This window comes from Halocatena marina, assembly GCF_023276375.1.
GTDB lineage: Archaea > Halobacteriota > Halobacteria > Halobacteriales > Haloarculaceae > Halocatena > Halocatena marina.
In genome coordinates this window covers 2,973,568-2,994,111 of the sequence record NZ_JALLPK010000001.1, presented here as the reverse complement: position 1 = coordinate 2,994,111, position 20,544 = coordinate 2,973,568, and the positions used below count along the sequence as shown (strand labels likewise).

The window sequence follows — 20,544 nt, the reverse complement described above, 5'->3', positions numbered from 1 at the left end:
CTGCACGCTGTGCGTAGTGCGTGGGCCGTTTTCATCGGTTCTCTCTCACAATTCGTACGAGCGCAGCGTGTGGAATGGCTCCGATTTTCGACCGTCAGGCTATGAGCCGCCGATTCCACGTCGATGCGCAATACTACACCACGTCCGACCAACCGTCTCGAATCTCTCGTATCGAACAACCACCACTCTCGTCACTATCGCAGCCACCGCAACCATTGCTGGCACGACGACTGTCGCTGTCATCGCTACTGTCGTTACTGTCTGGACTGTCGCTACTGGGTGAATAATTCGGTTCGGTGGGGACGATGAAGCGAGCGCCCTATGAACTGACGCTCGCATCGCGGGTGTCCAGTGCCCGTTCTGAATATCGATTTCGGACTGCCGATGGTGTTGTTTCAAAGCAGTCGTTTCGGGAGGCAGAGTTATTATTGCTGGATGCTCTCTGGGACGTTCCGCTCGGCCATTTCCTCTGTCTGGAGGCGAACTACGGCGTCGTCGGAACTGTTCTTTCCGAACAGGCAGATTCGGTCGAGATGACAGAATCGAGTGCACGAGCAGCACAGCTGTGTGCGCACAACAGCCGGGAAAACGATGCTGGCGCGTCAGTTTCACTATCATCTGATCTCACGACACACGAGCGTGCGTTTGATTCAGTCGCGTATGCGCCCAGGCAGTACACGCCGCTCTCGATCGGGAAACAGCGGATCGCCAATGCGCTATCTGTGCTTCGACCGAACGGTTGTCTGTATCTCGCCGCGTCGAAGCAGACTGGCCTCACTCGATACGAGGCGTGTCTCAGCGAGATTGCGGCCGATGTCACTCTAGTTTCTGAACGAGGTGAGTATCAGCTTCTCGAAGCTCGTGGACACGTCTCCGATCCGCAGACCTACGTCACTCCACGACGAATTCACGCGACTGTGAACGGAATTGATCTCACTCTCCTTTCCGTTCCGGGCTTGTTCGCCGCAAACGCACTCGATAGCGGCTCTCGACTCCTTCTAGAAACAATCGAAAACGAGATCAAAGATCACGAGCGCGTTTTGGATCTCTGCTGTGGATACGGGGCATTTGGGGTGTATGCGGCCAGTGTTGCGGATTGTGATGTCTGGCTGAGTGATGACGATTGCCTCGCAACTGCGTGTGCAAAACGCAGCCTTCGGGCGTCTGGAGTGGTGGGAACCGTCGTCACTGCTGACTGCGTTGAGGATAGCGCAATTCCACGATCCGTCGATAGAATCCTTTGTAACCCGCCGACGCACGCTGGAACGGGTGTCCTCTCTGAACTCTTTGCTGGTGCTCGTGCCGTTCTCGCTCCCAACGGACGGCTCACGATGGTTCATCACCGCGAACTCGATTTACGAGAGCATCTTACTGGATTCGATGGAATCGAGATCAACCACACTGGCTCGGATCACGTCGTATTAAACGCTACTCTCTGATTGGTGAGCTACTCGCTTGATACGTTGTTTGAGAGACCAATCGATGTGATCTCTCACACGGTGGGAACGGGTATCTCGTCCAATACGTCTGCGAGAACGCTATCCTTTTGTACACCGTTGACGTGTGCGTCTGTCGTTAGGACGAGACGATGTGAGAGGACGGAGTCGGCGATCTGTTTGATATCATCTGGTGTGACGTATTCTCGTCCCTCAATGACTGCCTGTGCTCGTGCGGTTTCGAACAATTGCTGTGTCCCTCGTGGGCTGACACCGACAGAAACGCGGTGATCGTTCCGTGTTTCACGTGCGATGGCGGCGATATACTGGACGAGATCGTCGTCTACACGGACTGCTTCTGGAAGAGAGCGGATCGTATCTACCTCTTTGGACGTGAGTACCTGTTCTACGCTCGGGCTACGTTCGGTGCGATTCGCCCGCCGACGGAGGAGTTCAATCTCTCCATCGAGATCGGGATACCCCATGCTCGTTTTGACAGTAAAGCGGTCGATCTGTGCCTCGGGTAGCTCGAAGGTACCCTCCATCTCGATCGGATTCTGCGTCGCAATAACGAAAAACGGCTCTGGCAGCTGATGCGTCTCGCCATCGACCGTCACCTGTCGTTCTTCCATTGCCTCAAGGAGCGCGCTCTGCGTTTTGGGCGGTGCACGATTTATCTCGTCTGCAAGGACGACACTAGCAAAGATCGGGCCCGAGGAGAATTCGAACTCCTGTTGCTCTTCGTTATAGATGAACGTCCCTGTCACGTCGCTCGGAAGGAGATCTGGTGTGAATTGAATCCGCGAGAACGATAGCCCAAGCGCAGTGGCGATTGAACGAGCAGTGAGCGTCTTTCCTGTTCCCGGAACATCCTCTAACAGAATGTGTCCACGTGCGAGGATACCGAGCAAAACTCGCTCGACGAACGTTCGCTCGCAAACAACGCCTGAACCGACTGCATCGACGATCTGTTCACACACTGCACCGCCTTCGTCGATATCGATGTCCGCTCCCTCTGTTCCCGTGGTGTCTGTGTTGGTCTCCATGGCTTTCCTCGTGTCTCTATTCACACATCTTCCCCGCTAGTTAGACGTACCGATACAGAAAGCAGTCGGAACGTGATCACACCATTAAATGTGAAAATACTTGGATTCGAATTTGAACTTAGGTTCTTATTCGAGGCTCACGCTCGGACGCGTTCTGGATGACAAAGCGAGATTGCGTCTCGGACTGCTTCTTTTCGGCCGATAATCGTGAGATGGTCGCCTTTTTCGAGTTCGAAATTCGATGTCGGGACGACGTTGTCTCCATCTCGGCTCACGAGACCGATGATACAGCCGTTCGGAAGTTCATCTCCGATATCTTGGATTTGTTTTCCGACCAGCTTGTCGCTAGTGATTTCTACTTCTTGTACGTCTCCGCTTCGCCCGAGTTCGTTCATCCAGTGTGAGAGCGCGGGTCGTTCGATGGCGTTGTCCATCGCCCACGCGACTGAGAGGCCGGTGGAAATGGTACGGACACCGAGTTCTTCGAAGGCATCGACGTTCGAACGGTTATTCGATCGGGCGATGATGGTGTCGATTCCAAAGGACGTTCTTGCAAGTTGTGCAACGAGCAGATTCACGTCGTCGTCTCCAGCCGCTGCTGCAACGATCTTTGCGTGTTCCGCGCCCGCATCGCGCAACACTTCCAAATCCGTCGCGTCACCGCGCTGTACGGTGAATCCCATCGCACGGGCAGCTTCAATTGATTCGTTATCGTTATCGATAATAACGACGTTCTCGCCTCGATCATCCAAACGTTCTGCAAGCGCGCGGCCAACCCGGCCGCCGCCCACGATGATTGCACGCATAGGTATCACATTCAGGTATTCCGCGAGGTGTCTGGCTAGTCCTCCTTGGAAGACAATAGTAATGAGGATAACGAGGAACACGGTTCCCGCGAGCAGCGTCGCGGCGTCGGCCATGCCGTGGGCCCGTAGTTCGAGCGCGAACAGCGTCGCAACACTGGCGGGAATGATTCCGCGCGGTGCCACTGCAGACATCCAGATCCGTTCTCGCTTGGTTATCTGCGTTCCGTATGTTGCAGAAAGCACAATGAGCGGTCGAATCACGGCAACGACTGCGACCACGACCGCGAGACCACCGAATCCGGCCGAGAACAACGCATCGAACTGAATCAGCGTTCCCAGGACGATGAAGACGAACGAGAGGACGATCAGCGATAAATCGCCCTTGAACGCCTCGATTTCTTCCTCGTAGGATAGATTTACGTTACCCAGAATAATCCCAGCAGTCACGGCTGCTGCGATCCCTGCCTCTTCTGCTTCCGGTATTGCGTTTGCAGTAGTAAACGCGACGAGAGCACCGGCCAGCGTGAGCAAGCGGGCTTCTTGTGATGCGTCGCCCGAAGCGAATTCGACGTGTTCCAGAAGATACCAAACCAGCACCGCAACGACCAGTCCGATGAGGACGCCCGTACCGAGCCGTTTGATGAACGAACTGAAGATGGTGTTGATGTTGGTGTCTGGTGCGATGATGAAATGAAACACCGCGACTGCGAGTATAGACGCGGTAACATCGTTCGTTACTCCTTCTGTCTCAAGTGCTGCACCAACCCGATCGCGTAATCGAACCGTGTTCAAAATGGGGGTGATGACCGTCGGTCCCGTTGCTACCAGCAGTGCTCCGATGAGAAACGCCACCTGCCACGACGCATCGAGAAACACACGGACGGCGATGGCAGTCCCGACAAGGGCAATCACTGCACCGGTGGTAACGAGTCGAAACGTCGTCTTTGGGGCCTCTCGAAACTTCTCTATTTTGAGATGGAACGCCGCCTCGAACATGATGATCGCTACACTGAGTCCGATAATCGTCGTCCGAGACTCACCGAACGAATCGACTGCGACCAGTCCTAGTCCCTCTGGTCCAACGATGATTCCCGTGATGAGTAAAAAGAGAACACTCGGGACTTCGAATCGACTAGATAGTACCTGAGCGATGACACCGAGTGCAAGTATAAGGACGACGAGTACGTCCAATCCGAGCATGCTCACAACTCCCCCACTTCCAATTTGAACTGCGCCGACATTATCGCTGGTCCCTCTTGCTCACGTTGGTAAACCGAGGTAAAAAACAGGCCGATTTCGATCTTTGTGATAACACGATGATTTTGGTGTCTCCGATAACCTTCTAATGGGCTTATCTCTTTTATATCTTTAGAAATAATAATGTATTGCGGTTGTCGGTTAACTACTGTTTTATCACAAATCAAAAACTATCGATGCCAATGTTCACCAAAATCATTCGAATTGGATCAACTACTACTAAATCATACTTGCAATCTAATGTATTTAAATAATATATTATATTAAATATGAATAGATTTATGTGTTATTAATCCATCTGTTGGTTCGGGTATGCGAGGAAATGACACCTTAGACCGACGGACATTTTTACAATTGAGCGGACTCGCGGGGCTTGCAGGGCTCACTGGGTTCGCATCAGCGGTACCCGGGCGCACACCGGGACCGAAGACAAACGAGTTGTTGGTTGGTGTGAGCTCGACGGCGAGTGGTACGCGCACGGCGGTCACACCGCATCTTCCGAGCGGGGCACGCGTTGTTCACGAGAACGACAATCTGGGATACGCTGCTGTCGAACTGCCCGATCAGGCTAGCACACAGGCACAAACGTCCCTAGCACAGGCTGTAAAGAGTCGTGGCCCAGTCAAATACGTCGAGCCGAACGCGACGTATCACACACAGTATCAGCCAAACGACCCTCAGTACGGCGATCAGTACGCTGATCAGATGGTGAATGCCGCCACCGCGTGGGATGACACCTTAGGTGATGCTGGCGTGACCATCGCTGTGATTGATCAAGGCGTGAAGTACGATCACCCGGATCTTTCGGGGAACATGGCCAGTGATCCAGGCTATGACTTCGTTGATGACGATAGCGATCCGTATCCGGACAGCATGTCCGAAGAGTATCACGGGACGCACGTCGCGGGCATTGCGGCCGCAGGTGTCGACAACGGTACCGGGGTGACAGGGATCGGTAACTCGACGATTCTCTCTGGTCGCGTGCTAAGCGAGGCTGGCAGTGGGTCGACCAGCGACATTGCAGACGGAATCGAGTGGGCCGCCGACCAAGGCGCAGACGTGATCAATCTCTCGTTGGGTGGCGGTGGCTACACCCAAACGATGAAAAATGCGGTCTCCTACGCCACTAGCAATGGCGCGCTCGTGGTCGCCGCGGCAGGCAATTCAGGCACCCAGGGTGTCTCGTACCCAGCGGCATACAGCGAGTGTGTGGCGGTCTCGGCACTCGATTCCGACGGATCACTTGCATCGTATTCCCAGTATGGTAGCTCGGTCGAACTCGCAGCGCCGGGAACGGACGTTCTCTCGTCGTGGACCGACGACGGCTACAATACAATTTCGGGAACCTCGATGGCGACACCAGTGGTGGCCGGTGTCGCTGGACTCACGCTTGCCAAATGGGATCTCACGAACAGCGAACTCCGGAGCCATCTCAAGAACACTGCTGCTGATATTGGTCTCCCGAGCGATGAGCAGGGCAGTGGCCGCGTCGATGCTGGTAACGCTGTTACCACCCAACCTGGAGACGGCGGTGGTGGTGGCGGTGATCCGTATACAGAGACTCTCTCTGATTCGCTGTCAAGCTCTGCAGACAGCGATTGTTGGGAGTGGTCGTGGGAGTCGAGCGCACCGAGTCAGGTTGTCGTCGAACTCGATGGCCCATCGAGTGCTGACTTCGACCTCTTCGTGAACGAAGGAACTGGAACTTGTCCATCCACTTCGAGCTACACCCACCGCTCGTGGTCGAGCAACAGCCAAGAGTCGATCACCATCGACAATCCCGACAGTTCGACGCCGCTGCACATACTCGCTGATTCCTACAGCGGTAGCGGCGGATACTCGCTCACCATCACTGAGTATCCCTGAAAGGACACGACACGTCGTTCCAAACAACAGTTTTTTGTGTCTTTTAATGACGTCACTGCTGAGCTAATCGCTTTCTTCTTCTCTTATTCAATGATTGTGACTTTACAATCATATCGATAGTTTGAATCCAATGTGTGAGGAATTCGCTATGGATGCCCACTAACGAATTCGACACCAACAATCGATCGAACGCACAATCTGCCTCCTCGGAGTTGGACGGAGAGTCAGATAACAGGGGCAGTCAATCGGAAAAAACCGCGATTCCCGACGTACAGCCACAGCGACACCACGACGAGATCAGGTCATACGATGAGATCGGTGAGATTTTCAAAAAAGAGAGTACGGTACGACAGATCAAGTCGGTACTTGCACTCTTTTTCGTCACTGGTTTTGGAGTTGGTATCGCTGGCTATGCAGTGGTTGGCTCCCCGGATGTCCGGGGCATCTTCGAACCTGCAATCATCACACTCGTTCTGTTCGGTCCTGTCTTAGGAGTGATCGCGGGACTCCAGACCGGCTCTGTCCTCTCTGGAGAACCACCGTCACAGGTGTACGCGACAGCGGCTGCTTCGACGGCTGGCGGGCATCTCTTGTTCTTTATTGTTGCTTTCATTTTGATCACAGCCAACGTTGCTGCACCGGTCAGTTTTAGTAATTACTTCGTTCCCTGCCTCATCGGTGCAATTGGGACAGCAGCAGCGGGAAGTGCAGCTGTTTACACAACAAGAACTTGAGCCGCGGTTGCCGGAGATGTTTTATTTTGAGCAAGGTGAGTAACACCGCTATTGTCTGCAAAACTGACCGACACAGCAACCAGAACCGAAACCGACTAAGTGGAGGACGGAATAGATGGTAGTGTGCCGGAGTAGCCTAGCCTGGCCAAGGCGGCAGATTCGAAATCTGCTGTCCTCACGGACTCGGGAGTTCAAATCTCTCCTCCGGCGTTTTCATATCTTACTGCTGCCTAGTCTAGCGTTAGTTGGATGATATAATCAACGAGCATAATCTCTATTATAAAATATCAAACAAATCCACTTTTGAAGGCAATCCACGCGAGCGCCGAGATAAATAGGATCGGCGGGAGAATCATGACTCCCCAGAGTGGATTGAGTCCCCACTCTAACAGAAAGTACACGTCGGCAAGCCCCAAGAACAGAAACGGCAACACCGCAAGGAGCGCTCGTTTGCGCGATTTTTGAGCTTCGAGCTGTTTCATATCTCTCTTCGGAGAGCCAATGGCAAAAACAGCGCGTTCACGCGGCGATTTTATTTCACGAACACAGAGCGGTTGTAGCGAGCGATTTTGTAACGATGGTGTCGACACATCTCAGCCGATGATCATCGTCCGACAGCACTATTGAACCGTCACTGATACAGAAGCAAAAAAATTGATCAAATGTCTTCGACGAGTCGTCCAAACTGATCCGACGGGATGATCTCCATCGTCTGCATGTCGAGTCCGCGACGTTCGATAATCAGTGCGATTTGGAACGCGTGGTAGCGGTCTTGGGCTTCAAACAAGACGAGAAAATCATATTCACCAAGAATCGCGTACGAATCGAACAGTTCACCGTCGTGGTTCTGAATCTCGTTTTGGATGTCTCCCCAAATCGTCGCTAACTTCTGAACGTTCTGAATACGCGCTTCGTTCACCTTGACGAGCGACATGTACATCCCCATACTGTGAGCTTTGGTAACAAACATTAAAACAGTTGTGGCCTTTTTCGAACAAACCGAAGTGTTGACCGATTTTCGAGGATTCAACGTGGATAGCGCTCTCTCTTCCGGGGTAGTTTTTCATACCTGCTTGCCGAATACTAGGGTATGGTACAGACCGCCACCGTCCATGGGATCGGCGTGAGTATGTTTGAAGGTGGGCAAGAGGTCCCTGTCGTGCTGCTTGACGCGAACGATCAGATCGTTCCGATCTTTATCAGCCCCGATCAAGCGCAGTCGATACGGCTGGCACTCAACGGCGAGTCGTTCGATCGTCCACTCACACAGGATCTTCTCGTGGATATGGTTACGGAGTTCGGGGCGGCCATCGATAGCGTCCGCATCGACGACCTCGCCGGCGGAACGTTCTACGCGAAAATAAACGCCGAACAGTACCGCGACGGTGAACGACGTACGAGAACGTTCGACGCCCGCCCGAGTGATGGTATCGCCATCGCACTCCGAGTCGACTGCCCGATCGAACTTGAAGACACCGTGGTCGAAGAAGCAGGACAACCGCACTCGTCGTACGAATCATCTGTCGAATAACCGTTTTTTTCATCCCATTCTATTCTGTCTCCTCGTCTTCGCTCTTTGGAACGCGTTGTTTGATACGCCAGAGAATATCTCGACAGCGTTCGGACAGCTCCCGTGATTTGAGGTCTGTCGGTTGGTACCCGTAGTTTCTGTTTGATGAACGCTACGCTCGATGGGGATCACATCCATCGGTGTGCTTAGCCGTCGGTGTCAGCCGGAATCTCTCTTCATTAGGTTCTGATAATGTAACACAACACACACGAACTCAGACAGATTAGGCAGACATGATCGTGATTTCGCGTCGATCGTCAATAGCGCGCTCTAGTTCTTCTGCGATGGCGCTGCCGCGTGATACCTGCACTTCGCCGCCCCGGCTCACCGTGGCTGTGAACAGATATTCGCCGTCAGCTTGTACCTCGACGGTCTCGCCAGCGTGGTCTTCAAGCGGGATGACGACATGCCTGGAGGTAATTTCGGGGGTAACAACGTCTTTCTGTGATGTCGTCTCGCTGGTTGTCTCTCCGCTCGCGTGGCTCTGCGGTTGATCATCAAGTGATCGGACATCGATATCGATGCCGAGCCGGTTTTCGATCTGTGAGATGCGACCACCGCCCTTGCCGATGACATACGAGATATCGTCGTCTTCGACGTAGACGACGGCTCGATTTTGTCCTTGTAGTTCGACCTGCACGTGTCCCCGAGCGACAGAGCGGATCTCGCGTTCGATTTCCTGCTTGGCGATTCGACCGACGCCTGATTCTCGGCGTTCGCTCTCGTCGACTGGAACGGTGACGACCTGCCGATTGAACGTGTACATCTCGTAGACGGGTCGCTCGGTCTCGTAATCTCGAACGACGATAACGGGTCGAGCGAGATCTTCTTCCATCAGTCCCTCGGGCACTTTGACTTGGGTGGAGACATCATAGACTGTGTCCACGTCACCCGCGTCGACGTAGGCGACAGTGTCGACGACCTGTGGTATTAGCCCGAGCTCGACTCGCCCAACGAGCCGCTGGAGCGCATCGATGGCCCGAGTAGCGTGGACGACACCAACCATACCGACACCAGCGAGACGCATATCTGCGAACGTGCGGAAATCACTGGTCTTTCTCACTTCGTCGTAGATGGTGTAGTCAGGACGGACCATGAGCAACGAGTCTGCCGTCTTGTCCATCTGTCCACCGAGCTCTGTGTACTGGGTGATCTCTGGGCCGACCTGCAAATCCCGCGGCTTTTCCATCGTCTTCACGGAGTAATCGCTCTCTGAGAGGAACTCTGCGACTGCTTGTGCGAGAGTTGATTTACCTGCGCCGGGTGATCCGGCGATGAGAACACCACGCTGGCGGTCGAGGAGGCGCTCTTTCAACTCGTCGGCGTACTCGTAATCCTCCATCTCAGTCTTGACGAGCGGCCGAACAGCGGTGATCTCGATCCCATCAGAGAACGGCGGCTCCGCGATTGCGATGCGGTAATTACGGAACTGGATGATAGTCATTCCCTGTTCCGAGAGCTCGGTGAATCCTTCGTCGGACGTTTGTGCGGCGTTACGAATTTCGGTACTGTATTCTCGGAGTGCCTCGTCATCGAGCGGCGTTTCTCCGACTGGTTCGTAGATTACCTCCGTGACATCACCACGCTTTGCCATCGGCTTGACGCCCGATTTTAAGTGAACACTCAGTGTTGTTTCATCGAAGTACGACTCGATACCGAGCGCTCCAACGGTGGTTTCGTATGGTTCGAGATAGAGCGTATCGATGCCTTTGGCCTCTGCAATCTCGCTCTGAACGATATCGCTCGTCACGAGCGTTGCGTCGTATTCTTCGGCCACATCGCGGATGATGGCGTCGATCTCACCACGAGCAGCACGCCCAATCTCCTCGTCCGTCGCTCGCCGACCGACGTAATTAACAGTGATAGATCCGTCCCTGTCGAGGTCAGCGAGGCGCTTTAACTCATCAAGCCCGCGCCACCCGATCGAGCGACCGACGTTGGCCTGTGATTCCAACTCGCCGACGACCGTCTCCGGTATGTAGATTTCGGCTTCGGTGAAATCGATGTCACCAACACTATCTCGCTGTTCTCCAGACTCCGACTCGATACGTTCGGACACGCGGCCATCAATGACCACGCTCGTGTCCGGAACGACATTCATACCTCCGTTAGGACCGCGCTGGGCTATAAGGGTGTTTACCCGCGATATTGTCGAATTGTATAACTATATGGAGCCCGTTGTTTGTTCTGTATCTTCTATCAGCTGTGACAGCACGCACGAGAAGGGCGCATGCGTACTCTTCCTCTACGGATGCGCTTGGCCATCACCAGATGGGACAAAGTATTTGCCGCGCCGCTCGCTACGTTCGCCGTATCACTCATGAGGAATCGTCTTCTTCTCGCTATTGTCGTTCTATCGAGCATTTTTAGCGGGTGTCAGGGATTCGCTCCAGTCGATCAATCGAAAAATGAGGCGATCTCTTCATCGGTCGGGAATTCGATGGAGTGCGAAAATGTGTCAGTGAGCTATTGGAGGCTTAATGACACGAACCGAACGCAAACTTGGTCTCCAGACACACTTCGGCTCGGATACGGACTGCCAGCGAACATGAGTGTCTTCTTCGTTGCTTACGAGAACGACACCATTCTCGGTGTTAACCACGTCACCACGGATGAGGCTGTTGTCGCCGACGGAAGCACACTCCGGCTAAACTCGGAGCTATCGGGATCGCATAAAGTCCACGTCAAGGTGTATCACGATACGAATGAGAACGGGGACTTTGACTCACAGTTGGACGCTGTTTGTCATCTCGACGGGAAAGAAATTCGGACAAGGACTGCGACTCTCAATTTCAGCGAATTCAATTCGAGTAGCGAGTCATAACCGAAACTCCGCCGTCGCTGCTCTGCTTCTCACGCTAACTGCGATTTCTTGACTATCAACGTCAAACAATATTTCACGCTGCGCGTCTTCGGTCGGACCATGGCTGCTGTACGCGGTTCACGTCCGAACAATCGGTTTGTCTCTGGAGGTGTTCGTTTGAGGTGATCAGCTCGTGACCACAACTGTCGCCGAACTCACGCGCAAGCTCGTTTCGATTCCCAGTCACGAAGATGAAGACAAAGCGGGCGAATTCATCGCCGAGTGGTTCCGTCGTGAAACAGATGCGACTGTCGAGCACACCAAGGCTGGGGTAATTGCTCGACGAGGGAATGAATTGAGTGCCGGGAACAGGGATACACTTGCGTTGGTCGGTCACCACGATGTCGTCCCGCCCGCCGACTCACAGCAAGACGGCGAGACGTACGTTCTCGAAGAGCGGGACGGTCGGCTGTACGGCCGGGGGAGCGCTGACATGAAGGGTTCCCTTGCGGCCGCCATGTATGCGTTTCGTGACACCGACGCGTCCTGCACCGTTGCCAGCTTTCGCGGCGAAGAGCAAGGCGGAGTTGGTGTCCGCAACGCCATCGAGGATGGATTTGCACCCGAGTATGCGGTCATCGGTGAAGGATCGACTGGCTACTCGGCCGATGGGGTGACCGATGTCGCTGTCGCGCACAAAGGCCGTCGTGCGAGTACCGTCCGTGCTCGTGGTCAGGCAGCGCACGCGAGTGAACCAGAGAGCGGGGAGAACGCTGTCTACCGTGCGGCGGATGCACTTGATGTGCTCCGCGCTCTCGTTCCTCCCGAAGCGACGGTGCTCGACCACGAACTCCGCGGGAGCATCTGCGTTACAGGAATCGAAGGCGGAAGCGCGTGGAACGTCGTTCCCGAGTCGTGTGAAATCACCATCGACGAACGAACGGTTCCCGGCGAACGGTGCGACATCGAAGCAGCGACAGCCAATGGGGCTGTAGAATGGGAGATCGACCAAGATCTTCCACCGATGGCATGCGATGACGATGCGTTCGCACAGTCGGTCCTCGACGCTGCGGCAGACGCACAGCCTGAATCATCAGAACCAGCGTTCGTTACGAAACCCCACGCGACTGATGCAGGGTGGCTCGCACAGGAAGGAACGACGTGTGTCGTCTGTGGGGCAGCCGAGCCTGGAGAGGCCCACACCGAAAATGAGAGCGTCTCCCTGCCCGTTCTCGATCGGTGTTACCGGATTTATCGATCGGTCATAGAGCGTGTAGGCGTGGATTGATAGCCCTCGGGTTCCTGCCACCGGTATGGCAACTGATCAGCAATCTGTCTACGATGAATTCGTCGATCACGTGCGCCGTCTTTCGAACATCAATTATGCGAACGGAATACTCAGTTGGGATCAACAGGTGATGATGCCCGAAGGGGGCACGCCTGCGCGCTCACAGCAGATGTCGACGCTCTCGACGCTCCATCACGACCTGCTGACGGGTGAGGAGACCGACGACTACCTCTCGTCACTCGATACGATGGACCTGAGCGAAGAGCAATCGGCAGTCGTTCGAGAGGTCCGGAGACAGTACGAGCGTGCTAATCGGGTCCCAGCGGAGCTTGTCGAGGAAATTTCACAGACGACGAGCGAAGCGCTCCCTGTCTGGAAAGAGGCGAAAGCAAACGACGACTTCGAGACGTTCGCCCCGACGCTCTCTCATCTCGTCGAACTCAAGCGAGAGTATGCAGAGCACATCGATCCCGACGCCGATCCGTATGCTGTGTTGTTCGCCGATTACGAGCCGTATCTGGATTTAGAAACCGCAGAGCGCGTTCTCGAACGGCTCCGTGACCGTCTCGTCCCGCTCATCGAGAACATTGGAAACAAGGCAGACGGAGCGGCTCTCTCGACCGACGCCTTCTCTGGGACGTATGACTCCGAGACGCAGGAAGAGCTGTGTCGAGCGGTGCTCGACCGACTCGGCTACCCGTGGGAACACGGCCGACTCGACGTTGCACCGCACCCATTCTCACTCGGCTCACAGTTCGACGCTCGGGTGACGACTCGGTTCAACGAGGCTGATCCGATCGACGCGTTCACATCGACGGTCCACGAGTTCGGTCACGCAACGTACACACTCGGACTCCCGCGCGAACACTACGGTACACCACTCGGTAGCTCTCGCAATCTCTCTGTTCACGAGTCTCAATCTCGGCTGTGGGAGAACCACGTCGGCCGTTCACAACCGTTCTGGGAACAGTTCCTTCCAACGATGACAGAGCATTTCCCACAGACGAGCGACGTGACCGCTCGTGAAGCGTACGAAGCCGCGAATCAGGTCTACGACGACAATCTGATCCGGGTTGAGGCGGACGAACTGACCTACCACATGCACATCATCCTCCGGTTCGAAATCGAACGTCAACTCATCGACGGCGAACTCGACGTAGCGGAGGTTCCACAGGTCTGGAACGACAAGATGGAGGAGTATCTCGGTGTTCGTCCCGAAACCGACAGCACTGGCTGTCTTCAGGACATCCACTGGTCACACGCCAGCTTCGGGTATTTCCCCACTTACTCGCTCGGAAGCGTGCTGGCTGCACAGCTGTTCGCAGCGGCAACCGAGGACATTCCCGACATCGAAGACCAGATACGATCTGGCGAGTTCGACGCGCTTCACGATTGGCTCACCGAGAACGTCCACCAACACGGCCAACGCTACACCACCCCCGATCTAGTGCGTGAAGCGACCGGCGAAGACTACACTGCCGATTACTTCCTCGACTACGTCGAAGAAAAGTACAGCGAGCTGTACAACCTCTGAGCGAATTGCTTGGTAAGGAATTCAGCCACAACGCCCCTTGATTCCTGGACCGCACTCGTTCTGTTTCATCACGTTCTGTTTCAGCCGCTCGATCTGTCCTCTCCTCTCGTTGGCTGTTCGATCCAGTGTCGGAGGATTTCCAGCCGGGAAGCGCTGCTCTCAGTCGGAGAGCAGTTTGAGCCGTATGAATGACGGATATACTGTGCTGTCCGAGATCGCTGGACGGCGAATAGATCGTATATACCGTCCTTGAGTATACATGCGGTGTGTTCAATGAGCGAGCCGATGTTCATTGTCCATGGAGCAACACACGTCAGTCTGTCCGGTCTGTAAGCAGTCGACACAAATCAAGCAGACGTGGCGAGCGGGGTATCAGTATGCGTGTGAGGACTGTGACGTGCTGTTCAACACGTTCGGCGGCGATGTGACGCTGTTCCCCCCTCGAAGGCCCAGACAACACACGTGACACACGGTGACGGAGACGACAGAGATTCGGTCTCGATGCTCTATAGTATGGCTCTAATCGCGGCGTAGACACCGTAGCTGCCAACTGTTGCGATCGTGAGAGAGATGATCCACGCAAACACCGTATTGAGCATCTTCTCTTGGCTTACGCTGCTACTCCCACCAGCCGCGTAGCCACTCCCAACGATTGCGCTGAGGATGATCTCGTTGAACGAGACTGGGATCCCAAAGAACACCGCTGTCTGTGCGAGTGCGAAAGAAGGAACGAGTGCAGCGATCGACCGTCGGGGACCGAGCGATGAGTAATCTTGTGAGAGCGCTTTGATCATCCGGGGGGCACCCATCCAGGAACCAGCAAGCAGGCCGAGTCCGCCTCCGACGAGTAGCGCCAACAGCGTGATCGGAAGATCATCGAGCAACGGTATCAACGGACCGACCGCAAGACCGACCTGACTTGCCCCTGCAGAGAACGCGACAAGCCCACCGAGGACGAGTAGAAAGTGGCTCAGTCCCCGGTCTTCGTCCTTGGCCATATCCCACGCAAGCAGTAGCGTTGCGATGAAAGCCACCACGAGCGTAATCCCGATTTGGGCGACCATGATGCCGACAGCATCTGAGAGCGGGAGCCAGTTCGCACCTGCAACGGCAATAGACTGTCCGCTGAGGAACACAAACGACATGTTGGCGATGATCGCTCCGACGATGCCACCGAGTGCCGGCACGCTCATCCGCTCTGGGATGTCTTCGTGGCGAAGGAACCGGGCCGTTGCGTACGCGACTCCACTCCCAACGAACGGAACGAGCACCCACATCGCACCAATTTGCTTATACGTCCCCCACGCGGGTAAGCCGCCGAGTGCGATCCCAACGCCAATAACAGCCCCCGTTGCGGTGAAGCCAGTCGGGATCGGATAGCCCGTAAAAATGCCGATTGAGACGAGTAATGCTGCCATGAACAGTCCTGTGGCAACTGCACCGGGTGTCAAGGTCACTCCGTAGATCAGTCCTGTACCGACGGTTCCAGCGACGTTTGCCCCTTGAAAGACTGCTCCAGCAAATCCAAGCAGTCCGACGAGAAAGCCCGCCCGCATCACCGAGATAACGTTCGCCCCGGCTGCCGGAGCAAATGGGGTAGAACCACTGGATCCAGCGCCGATCGTCCACGCCATGAACAGACTGGCGATCGACGCGATCAGGACGACCGCCAAAAAGTCCAAGGCAACCATTGATTCTGCTTCTGCTGGATTCTATAATATCCTGTCGTCTTCGCATGACCATCGTCCCAAGCAAAGTCGCGTGCGACGATGGATCTAAGTACTCGCCGTCTCCAATTTGCTCATAATGGTCACTTCCCGTGACATCGATTGCTGGCGTTGGCGATGGCAGTGACGACGGGAAGTGACTAGTATCGCGGTCGGGTTGGACGAATATCTCTCGCTCGGACCGACCGCGGTGCTCACTCGCTTTTTCGATTTGATTCGTATAATGGTCCCTGCTCCACACGATCACGACCACAATCACCAGCACCTCCACTCATCAACAGACAATGCCAGAAGAAGACGACTTCACCGTAACGCCCTATGCTGTCGAAGGCGACATTGACTACGATCGACTGCTCGATCGGTTCGGAGCCGATGCCCTCACCGAAGAACAGATTGCTGCGTTCCCGGACCCGGTTCATCCGCTCGTAGAGCGAAGCGTATTCTACGCAGAACGCGACGTCGAGCCGTTTCTCGATGCCGTGAGCGAGGGCAGCACCCACTCCATCGTTACTGGGCGTGGTCCCTCCGGACCGCTCCATATCGGTCACGTTGTCCCGCTATATTTCGCCAAACATCTCCAAGATCAAACCGGAGCACTCGTTTATATCCCGTTCTCTGACGACGAGAAATCATTTCTCAAAGACGTATCGATCGAAACGATAAGCGACAGGTCCCGTGAGAACCTGCTCGATCTTCTCGCCATCGGGTTTGATCCCGATCGCACCCGTATTGTTGTGGACACTGCAGACGCTGATGTAATCTACCCGCTCGCCGTCGCCTTCGCTCGGGAGATAACCCAATCGACCGTCGATGCGACTTACGGCGACCCGGAGAACGTCGGTCTCTCGTTCTATCCCGCCGTTCAAGCCACCCATCTGCTCTTGCCACAGCTTGTCCGGGGCCGTCATCCGACGCTCGTTCCGATCGGAATCGATCAAGATCCCCACGTTCGTGTCTGTCGGGACGTTGCGGCCAAACAACGGTACGACGTGGACAAGCCCGGTGCCCTGCTCTCGAAGTTCCTCCCGAGTCTTGGTGGCCCGGGTAAGATGAGTTCCTCGGACGAAGCGCCCAGTATCCTCCTCTCTGACGATCGTGAGACTGTCTTCGAAAAAATCAGAACGCACGCGTACTCCGGTGGGCAATCGAGCGTTGAAGCGCACCGAAAACAGGGCGGCGACCCAGCAGTTGACGTGTCGTATCAGCTTCTGTATTATTTTTTCGAAGGGAACAACGAGCGGATGGAGCAACTTGCCAGCGAGTACCGGAATGGGTCGCTGTTGAGCGGTGAGCTCAAGGATATCGCCGCAGAAAAAATCGCAGATTTCCTCGACGAACACCAGCAACGTCGTCAACAGTTAGGACCGCTCGAAGACGAGCTACAACAGTATCGACTCACACAACTCGAGCGCGAAACTGCCCGAAACCGAGCCGGATACCCGGATAATTCATTGACACAACAATAACGACATGATTGAGCAAGCAGCACGTACAGGTGGCTTTCGTTGCAAGCACTGGGTGCCGGGTGCTGGTGACATATCCGTTCGTGTGCCGAGACGGGACGGGGCGTGGCCATTCAATGGCCACTAAAGCACACGCGTTCCCGGCAGCTGCTCTCATTATGATCTCGGCTCGGGGCGTTTGATTGCTCCGTGCTCCGGGAACTCCGTCTGTGATCTGGATCATCGACACACCGTGATTGCATCATTGAACGGATGAGTTGACGATTGATTACACAGTTGTTGTGGTTTTCGGACCCGACCGATGGAGCGGAAGATTTACCCGAATCAGCGGCACATATCATCCTAATGGCCTTCGAGGAGTTATTGAACGACCCCGTCATTCAGAAGTATCTCCACGAACTCGTCGGTCCGACGGGTATGCCGGTTGCTGCTGCGCCGCCGGACGGCGAAGTAACCGATGAAGAACTCGCGGAGGATCTCGGTCTCGAACTTAATGACGTTCGTCGGGCGCTGTTTATTTTGTACGAGAACGATCTCGCGAGCTACCGTCGGCTCCGCGATGAGGACTCAGGCTGGCTTACCTATCTCTGGACGTTCCATTACGAGAACGTTCCTGAGCAGCTCGAAGAGGAGATGTACCGTCTCCTTGACGCGCTCGAAGACCGCCGAGAGTACGAAACTGACCACGAGTTCTACCTTTGCCCCGAGGAATCGATTCGGTTCGAATTCGAGGAAGCAATCGAATTTGGCTTCGAATGCCCCCAATGTGGTGCCGAACTAGAACCGATGAGTAACGATGTCCTCGTCGAAGCGATGGACGATCGCATCGACAAACTCCGTGCTGAACTAAATGTGGAAGCCTAATGGTCGTTCTCGCAACCAAAATCTACGTCGAAGGGACTGCTCAAAAGCGCACGATCGACTCGCTGGGTTCGCTCATCGAGAACGATCTCGGTGAAATTGATGTCGAGTGGACGATCGGTCTGCGTGAGGATGGGTTTCCCTCGGTCACAATCGACGGCCCCGACGCGGTCGTCGCGCGCAACGTTCTCCGCGAGCGGTGGGGTTCAATCACGCCCACGTTCGAGGAAGGAACCGAATACGTCGGAACGCTCGAAGCGTGGGACGATGAGGGACTCACGCTCGACGCTGGAACGGACAAGCACATTCGCATTCCGAGCGACCGTCTCGGATTGGGAGCAGGAACGCCAAAACAGATCAGAACGCGGTTTGGGCTGGTTCAGCACCTCCCGCTCCGATTCGTCTACGGAGAGCAGCCTCGGTTGGCTGACGAAGAGCGCGATCGTCTGTACGAATGGACGCGCGGAACCGGTCGCGTGAACGTAAACAGCGCAACACGGGCGGAAGTGCGTGCCACAGTGAACCGGGCGGGGCACGCCCAAGACATTGTCACTGTCGAGCGACTCGGGCTTCTCGAACAGAGCATCGTTTGTCATGAGACTACTGATCCGCCTGGAATCCTCTCTGCTATCGGGCAACATCTCCCGTCAGAGTTGCTCTGTGTAATTCCATGAAACGCCTACTCGCTATCGTCGGTTGCCTCGTGCTGTTGACCGTCAGTGCTGGCTGCACATCCATGACTGGGATGGATTTCGGTGGCGGGGAGAAGGAAAAAAAGAACGTACAGTTCAACTGGGATACCGATGCAGACGCCACACTCACACTCAACGCTGACCAGTATCAGTCGGTGTACAAAGTCAATCAGCGACAGCTCGATGTATACACTCACGACTCACTTGGTCAGGAGCGATCTCTCGATCTGAGCGCTGTGACGTATCGCTATCCGAATGAGTCTGAGATCACCCCCAGCGAGAAAAAGTCGTTCTATATCGATAAATCGTCCAAGCGTACGACGATCCACGTCCCAAAACCAGACGGCAAAGTCGCTTTCGTCGCGGATAAGCAGAGTCGGTCGATTACCATGCCGGTGTTCTTAGACTCGGGGGAACTCGACGGCCCATCCTACGAGGTCATCCTGCCATCGGGTATGGACGTTTCCATGCCGCTTCTCGGCAGTGTCCAGCCCAATAACTACAAAACTGAATCGGTCGATGGTCGTGTTCACGTCACGTGGCGGTCGGTCGAATCGGACAGCCTCTCGGTCCGCTACTACCTCAACCAAGATCTCTTCATTTTCGGTGGTATCGCTGGAATACTAGCTGTCGGTGGACTCATTGGGGCAGGCTATTACCTCATGCAGATTCGCAAGCTCGAACGAATACGGAAGAACATCGGATTCGATATCGATACCCAGGACGAGCAGCCGTAAGGGGGAACTTTTAGCCGACCCCGTCATACAGGATCTCATGCAGGTCGCCCTCGTCACGGTCGGTGATGAACTTCTCGCCGGTGAGACGGTCAATACGAACGCTACGTGGCTTGCCGAACAGCTCGTGGCCCGTGGGGTCGACATCGAGCGAATCACGACTGTTCCTGACCGCGTTGCTGACATCGCCCGCGTCGTCAACGAATACCACGCCGAGTACGATGCGGTTGTCGTCACCGGTGGTCTCGGGCCGACGCACGACGACCTGACGATGGAGGGCATCGCAGCCGCATTCGGACGGACACTCGAACAAAACGACGAGGCGCTAGCGTGGCTCGAAACACACGGTGGATACGCACGAGAGGACCTCACCGACGGAACCGCGGAGATTCCTGCCGGTGCACAACCGCTCCACAACGACGCGGGCGTTGCACCGGGCTGCATCATCAGCTCAACGTACGTTCTTCCCGGTGTGCCAGCAGAGATGAAAGCGATGTTCGAGCGAATCGAAGACGAATTTTCAGGAACTATCGAGCACGTCACGACAGTGGCAGTCGACGAACCAGAGAGCGCGCTGCTCGATCGATTCGAGGAACTCAGAGCGCGATTCGACGTGGCTGTGGGAAGCTATCCCGGTGAACTCGTCCGGGTGAAGATCAGCGGAACGGACGCATCCGTCGTGGAAGCAGCAACAGAGTGGTTCATAGAACGCGTCACAACGGCCTGA

General features: G+C 55.2%; 20 protein-coding genes and 1 tRNA gene. 15 read left to right on the top strand and 6 right to left on the bottom strand.

Features of this window, described 5'->3' with window-relative positions; genetic code table 11:
• The first annotated feature begins 16 nt into the window (after positions 1–16).
• Positions 17–283 carry a hypothetical protein gene (locus MW898_RS14045; RefSeq protein ID WP_248908309.1) on the top strand — a complete coding sequence of 89 codons (267 nt, stop codon included), beginning with the start codon at positions 17–19 and terminating at the stop codon, positions 281–283.
• Between the two features lie 22 nt (positions 284–305).
• A complete protein-coding gene (locus MW898_RS14040; protein ID WP_248908307.1) occupies positions 306–1,439 on the top strand; it encodes a methyltransferase in 1,134 nt (377 codons plus the stop codon).
• Between the two features lie 53 nt (positions 1,440–1,492).
• On the opposite strand, the gene MW898_RS14035 is transcribed toward MW898_RS14040, so the two are convergent.
• Positions 1,493–2,440 (bottom strand): AAA family ATPase, encoded by a 948-nt coding sequence (locus MW898_RS14035; RefSeq protein ID WP_368409196.1) that lies wholly within the window; start codon positions 2,438–2,440, stop codon positions 1,493–1,495.
• A 179-nt stretch (positions 2,441–2,619) separates the two neighbouring features.
• Positions 2,620–4,488, bottom strand: a complete 1,869-nt coding sequence (locus MW898_RS14030) for a cation:proton antiporter domain-containing protein (RefSeq protein WP_248908303.1) — start codon at positions 4,486–4,488, stop codon at positions 2,620–2,622.
• Between the two features lie 369 nt (positions 4,489–4,857).
• Here MW898_RS14030 and MW898_RS14025 point away from each other — a divergent pair, with 369 nt between their 5' ends.
• The 3 genes from MW898_RS14025 (at position 4,858) to MW898_RS14015 (ending at position 7,355) form a co-directional block, all read left to right on the top strand.
• Positions 4,858–6,411, top strand: a complete 1,554-nt coding sequence (locus MW898_RS14025; RefSeq protein WP_248908300.1) for a S8 family peptidase — start codon at positions 4,858–4,860, stop codon at positions 6,409–6,411.
• 152 nt (positions 6,412–6,563) lie between these two features.
• Complete coding sequence (locus MW898_RS14020; RefSeq protein WP_248908298.1) at positions 6,564–7,145, top strand: hypothetical protein; 582 nt, start codon at positions 6,564–6,566, stop codon at positions 7,143–7,145.
• Positions 7,146–7,270: 125 nt separating this feature from the next.
• Positions 7,271–7,355, top strand: a tRNA-Ser gene (locus tag MW898_RS14015).
• Positions 7,356–7,432: 77 nt separating this feature from the next.
• Here MW898_RS14015 and MW898_RS14010 read toward each other — a convergent pair.
• Positions 7,433–7,627 (bottom strand): DUF8142 family protein, encoded by a 195-nt coding sequence (locus tag MW898_RS14010; RefSeq protein WP_248908296.1) that lies wholly within the window; start codon positions 7,625–7,627, stop codon positions 7,433–7,435.
• Positions 7,628–7,803: 176 nt separating this feature from the next.
• Positions 7,804–8,091 carry a GYD domain-containing protein gene (locus MW898_RS14005; RefSeq protein WP_248908292.1) on the bottom strand — a complete coding sequence of 96 codons (288 nt, stop codon included), beginning with the start codon at positions 8,089–8,091 and terminating at the stop codon, positions 7,804–7,806.
• A gap of 144 nt (positions 8,092–8,235) precedes the next feature.
• Between MW898_RS14005 and MW898_RS14000 the strand changes: the two genes are divergently transcribed.
• Positions 8,236–8,676, top strand: a complete 441-nt coding sequence (locus tag MW898_RS14000; protein WP_248908289.1) for a bifunctional nuclease family protein — start codon at positions 8,236–8,238, stop codon at positions 8,674–8,676.
• A gap of 262 nt (positions 8,677–8,938) precedes the next feature.
• Here MW898_RS14000 and MW898_RS13995 read toward each other — a convergent pair whose 3' ends face one another.
• The gene (locus tag MW898_RS13995; protein ID WP_248908288.1) at positions 8,939–10,816 is read right to left on the bottom strand and encodes a PINc/VapC family ATPase; all 1,878 of its coding nucleotides are present in this window, start codon (positions 10,814–10,816) and stop codon (positions 8,939–8,941) included.
• A 129-nt stretch (positions 10,817–10,945) separates the two neighbouring features.
• Between MW898_RS13995 and MW898_RS13990 the strand changes: the two genes are divergently transcribed.
• The 4 genes from MW898_RS13990 to MW898_RS13975 all read left to right on the top strand — a co-directional run bounded on the left by MW898_RS13990 (position 10,946) and on the right by MW898_RS13975 (position 14,806).
• Positions 10,946–11,539: a hypothetical protein gene (locus MW898_RS13990; protein ID WP_248908287.1), complete on the top strand. Its 594-nt coding sequence runs from the start codon at positions 10,946–10,948 to the stop codon at positions 11,537–11,539.
• 172 nt (positions 11,540–11,711) lie between these two features.
• Positions 11,712–12,806: a M20 family metallopeptidase gene (locus tag MW898_RS13985; RefSeq protein ID WP_248908286.1), complete on the top strand. Its 1,095-nt coding sequence runs from the start codon at positions 11,712–11,714 to the stop codon at positions 12,804–12,806.
• A gap of 25 nt (positions 12,807–12,831) precedes the next feature.
• A complete protein-coding gene (locus MW898_RS13980) occupies positions 12,832–14,340 on the top strand; it encodes a carboxypeptidase M32 (protein WP_248908285.1) in 1,509 nt (502 codons plus the stop codon).
• Positions 14,341–14,638: 298 nt separating this feature from the next.
• Positions 14,639–14,806 carry a hypothetical protein gene (locus MW898_RS13975; protein ID WP_248908283.1) on the top strand — a complete coding sequence of 56 codons (168 nt, stop codon included), beginning with the start codon at positions 14,639–14,641 and terminating at the stop codon, positions 14,804–14,806.
• A 40-nt stretch (positions 14,807–14,846) separates the two neighbouring features.
• On the opposite strand, the gene MW898_RS13970 is transcribed toward MW898_RS13975, so the two are convergent.
• Positions 14,847–16,031: an inorganic phosphate transporter gene (locus tag MW898_RS13970; RefSeq protein WP_248908281.1), complete on the bottom strand. Its 1,185-nt coding sequence runs from the start codon at positions 16,029–16,031 to the stop codon at positions 14,847–14,849.
• Between the two features lie 320 nt (positions 16,032–16,351).
• Here MW898_RS13970 and MW898_RS13965 point away from each other — a divergent pair, with 320 nt between their 5' ends.
• The 5 genes from MW898_RS13965 to MW898_RS13945 all read left to right on the top strand — a co-directional run bounded on the left by MW898_RS13965 (position 16,352) and on the right by MW898_RS13945 (position 20,544).
• On the top strand, positions 16,352–17,533 hold the full coding sequence (locus tag MW898_RS13965; protein WP_248908279.1) for a tryptophan--tRNA ligase: 1,182 nt from the start codon (positions 16,352–16,354) through the stop codon (positions 17,531–17,533).
• A gap of 342 nt (positions 17,534–17,875) precedes the next feature.
• On the top strand, positions 17,876–18,394 hold the full coding sequence (locus MW898_RS13960) for a transcription factor (RefSeq protein WP_248908278.1): 519 nt from the start codon (positions 17,876–17,878) through the stop codon (positions 18,392–18,394).
• Positions 18,394–19,065 carry a DUF2110 family protein gene (locus MW898_RS13955; protein WP_248908276.1) on the top strand — a complete coding sequence of 224 codons (672 nt, stop codon included), beginning with the start codon at positions 18,394–18,396 and terminating at the stop codon, positions 19,063–19,065. Before MW898_RS13960 ends, MW898_RS13955 begins: the two co-directional genes overlap by 1 nt.
• Positions 19,062–19,820, top strand: coding sequence for a DUF5803 family protein (locus tag MW898_RS13950; RefSeq protein WP_248908275.1), 759 nt, complete (start codon positions 19,062–19,064; stop codon positions 19,818–19,820). Before MW898_RS13955 ends, MW898_RS13950 begins: the two co-directional genes overlap by 4 nt.
• Before the next feature lie 37 nt (positions 19,821–19,857).
• Positions 19,858–20,544 (top strand): competence/damage-inducible protein A, encoded by a 687-nt coding sequence (locus MW898_RS13945; protein ID WP_248908273.1) that lies wholly within the window; start codon positions 19,858–19,860, stop codon positions 20,542–20,544.

Coding starts and splice junctions, on each gene's coding strand:
- MW898_RS14020 (WP_248908298.1), top strand. CDS start 6,564: ATGCCCACTAACGAATTCGACACCAACAATCGATCGAACGCACAATCT.
- MW898_RS13970 (WP_248908281.1), bottom strand. CDS start 16,031: ATGGTTGCCTTGGACTTTTTGGCGGTCGTCCTGATCGCGTCGATCGCC.
- MW898_RS14025 (WP_248908300.1), top strand. CDS start 4,858: ATGCGAGGAAATGACACCTTAGACCGACGGACATTTTTACAATTGAGC.
- MW898_RS13965 (WP_248908279.1), top strand. CDS start 16,352: ATGCCAGAAGAAGACGACTTCACCGTAACGCCCTATGCTGTCGAAGGC.
- MW898_RS13975 (WP_248908283.1), top strand. CDS start 14,639: ATGGAGCAACACACGTCAGTCTGTCCGGTCTGTAAGCAGTCGACACAA.
- MW898_RS13995 (WP_248908288.1), bottom strand. CDS start 10,816: ATGAATGTCGTTCCGGACACGAGCGTGGTCATTGATGGCCGCGTGTCC.
- MW898_RS14000 (WP_248908289.1), top strand. CDS start 8,236: ATGGTACAGACCGCCACCGTCCATGGGATCGGCGTGAGTATGTTTGAA.
- MW898_RS14005 (WP_248908292.1), bottom strand. CDS start 8,091: ATGGGGATGTACATGTCGCTCGTCAAGGTGAACGAAGCGCGTATTCAG.
- MW898_RS14040 (WP_248908307.1), top strand. CDS start 306: ATGAAGCGAGCGCCCTATGAACTGACGCTCGCATCGCGGGTGTCCAGT.
- MW898_RS13990 (WP_248908287.1), top strand. CDS start 10,946: ATGCGTACTCTTCCTCTACGGATGCGCTTGGCCATCACCAGATGGGAC.
- MW898_RS13955 (WP_248908276.1), top strand. CDS start 18,394: ATGGTCGTTCTCGCAACCAAAATCTACGTCGAAGGGACTGCTCAAAAG.
- MW898_RS13945 (WP_248908273.1), top strand. CDS start 19,858: ATGCAGGTCGCCCTCGTCACGGTCGGTGATGAACTTCTCGCCGGTGAG.
- MW898_RS13950 (WP_248908275.1), top strand. CDS start 19,062: ATGAAACGCCTACTCGCTATCGTCGGTTGCCTCGTGCTGTTGACCGTC.
- MW898_RS13980 (WP_248908285.1), top strand. CDS start 12,832: ATGGCAACTGATCAGCAATCTGTCTACGATGAATTCGTCGATCACGTG.
- MW898_RS14030 (WP_248908303.1), bottom strand. CDS start 4,488: ATGCTCGGATTGGACGTACTCGTCGTCCTTATACTTGCACTCGGTGTC.
- MW898_RS13960 (WP_248908278.1), top strand. CDS start 17,876: ATGGCCTTCGAGGAGTTATTGAACGACCCCGTCATTCAGAAGTATCTC.
- MW898_RS14010 (WP_248908296.1), bottom strand. CDS start 7,627: ATGAAACAGCTCGAAGCTCAAAAATCGCGCAAACGAGCGCTCCTTGCG.